At 60.1% G+C, this 1,914-nt stretch carries 3 protein-coding genes; all 3 read right to left on the bottom strand.

The window, feature by feature from the left end; all coding sequences use genetic code 11:
• Nucleotides 1-1,164 (bottom strand): type I glutamate--ammonia ligase (gene glnA / locus EOA29_RS34820; protein ID WP_127222283.1); only part of this gene is annotated, 1,164 nt, incomplete at its 3' end.
• A 61-nt stretch (nucleotides 1,165-1,225) separates the two neighbouring features.
• Nucleotides 1,226-1,564, bottom strand: coding sequence for a P-II family nitrogen regulator (locus tag EOA29_RS34825; RefSeq protein WP_006205430.1), 339 nt, complete (start codon nucleotides 1,562-1,564; stop codon nucleotides 1,226-1,228).
• A gap of 108 nt (nucleotides 1,565-1,672) precedes the next feature.
• Nucleotides 1,673-1,914, bottom strand: a 242-nt coding sequence (locus EOA29_RS42440) for a hypothetical protein (RefSeq protein ID WP_210213211.1), incomplete at its 5' end; no start/stop codon positions are given.

Genomic DNA, 1,914 nt, shown 5'->3' on the forward strand with positions numbered 1-1,914 from the left:
ATGGATCTTGTTCTTGATGCCGTCGAGGCCGGCCATCAGCATGGCGGCGAAGCCGAGATAGGGGTTCGCGCCCGGATCGGGGAAGCGGACCTCGACGCGCTTCGACTTCGGCGACGAGCCGAACGGGATGCGGCAGGAAGCCGAGCGGTTGCGGGCCGAATAAGCGAGCAGCACCGGCGCTTCATAACCAGGCACCAGCCGCTTGTAGGAGTTGGTGAGCGGGTTGGTGAAGGCGTTGATCGCCTTGGCGTGCTTGATGATGCCGCCGATGTAGAACAGGCAGCTCTCCGACAGGCCGGCATATTCGTTGCCGGCGAAGGTCGGCTTGCCGCCTTTCCAGATCGACTGGTGGACGTGCATGCCCGAACCGTTGTCGCCGAACACCGGCTTCGGCATGAAGGTGGCCGTCTTGCCATAGGCGTTGGCGACCTGGTGCACGACATACTTGTAGATCAGCATCTTGTCGGCGTTGCGCACCAGCGTATCGAACTTGATGCCGAGTTCGTGCTGGGCGGCCGCGACCTCGTGGTGATGCTTCTCGACGCGCACGCCCATCTCGGCGAGCACGGTCAGCATCTCGGAGCGCATGTCCTGGCATGAATCAACCGGCGGCACAGGGAAATAACCGCCCTTGGTGCGTGGACGATGGCCGAGATTGCCGGTCTCGTAGTCGGTGTCGTCATTGGACGGCAGCTCGGTGGAGTCGAGCCGGAAGCCGGTATTGTACGGATCGACCTTGTACTTGACGTCGTCGAACACGAAGAACTCGGCTTCCGGGCCGACGAAGATCTGGTCGCCGATGCCTTCCGACTTCATATAGGCCTCGGCCTTCTTGGCGGTGCCGCGCGGGTCGCGGTTATAGGCCTCGCCGGAGATCGGATCGAGGATGTCGCACAGGATGACCATGGTCGACTGGGCAAAGAACGGATCCATATGGACGGTGTCCGTGTCCGGCATCAGCACCATGTCGGACTCGTTGATCGCCTTCCAGCCGGCGATGGAGGAACCGTCGAACATGACGCCGTCGGCGAACATGTCTTCCTCGACCTCGACGACATCCATCGTCACATGCTGCAGCTTGCCCCGCGGATCGGTGAAGCGCAGGTCGACGAACTTCACGTCGTTGTCTTTGATCTGCTTCATGATGTCTTTGGCTGTCGTCATGTCATGTATCCCTGTTTGATGACGTTTTTTGATGATGACGGTTCAGAAAGGTGGGGTGGCGTCAGACGGCGTCCATGCCGGTTTCGCCGGTGCGGATGCGGACGACTTCCTCGATGTTGGAGACGAAGATCTTGCCGTCGCCGATGCGGCCGGTCTGCGCCGCCTTGCGGATGGCTTCGATGGCGCCTTCAACGGCATCGTCGCCGAGCACCACCTCGATCTTCACCTTGGGCAGGAAGTCGACGACATATTCGGCGCCTCGATAGAGCTCGGTGTGGCCCTTCTGCCGGCCAAAGCCTTTGGCCTCGGTAACGGTGATGCCCTGCAGTCCGGCCTCCTGAAGCGCCTCCTTCACTTCGTCCAGCTTGAATGGCTTGATGATCGCTTCGATCTTTTTCATGTAAAAAGTGGCCTCCACTGCCAAAGAGACGGGTTGTGTACCCCGCTTGCGCCTCCATCAAGCACGAAGCGTGCCAATTCCCGGAGGTTGGAGACGGTATCGGGCGATTCAGATGCCATGCCGCACCCGGATGTAAATTCGCGTCATCCGCCGCATCGGATGCGTCATCGACGCCCAAAGCCTATACATCGCTCCTCCATCCGTCTGCGCAAAATTTGGGCAGATAGCGTATTTTGCAGGCAGATTCCCCTCCGGGCGCCACCGCTTTCCGGTGATAGTCAGCCGTCGCTGTTTGCGTCGAACCGCAAATCGGACAATGCTTGATCGGATGGAGATCGGCAATCCCATGC

The organism is Mesorhizobium sp. M1E.F.Ca.ET.063.01.1.1 (assembly GCF_003998155.1).
In the GTDB taxonomy this organism is placed as follows: domain Bacteria; phylum Pseudomonadota; class Alphaproteobacteria; order Rhizobiales; family Rhizobiaceae; genus Mesorhizobium.

Excerpts from the sequence above, each read along its gene's own strand:
- EOA29_RS34825 (WP_006205430.1), bottom strand. The coding sequence starts at position 1,564 with ATGAAAAAGATCGAAGCGATCATCAAGCCATTCAAGCTGGACGAAGTG.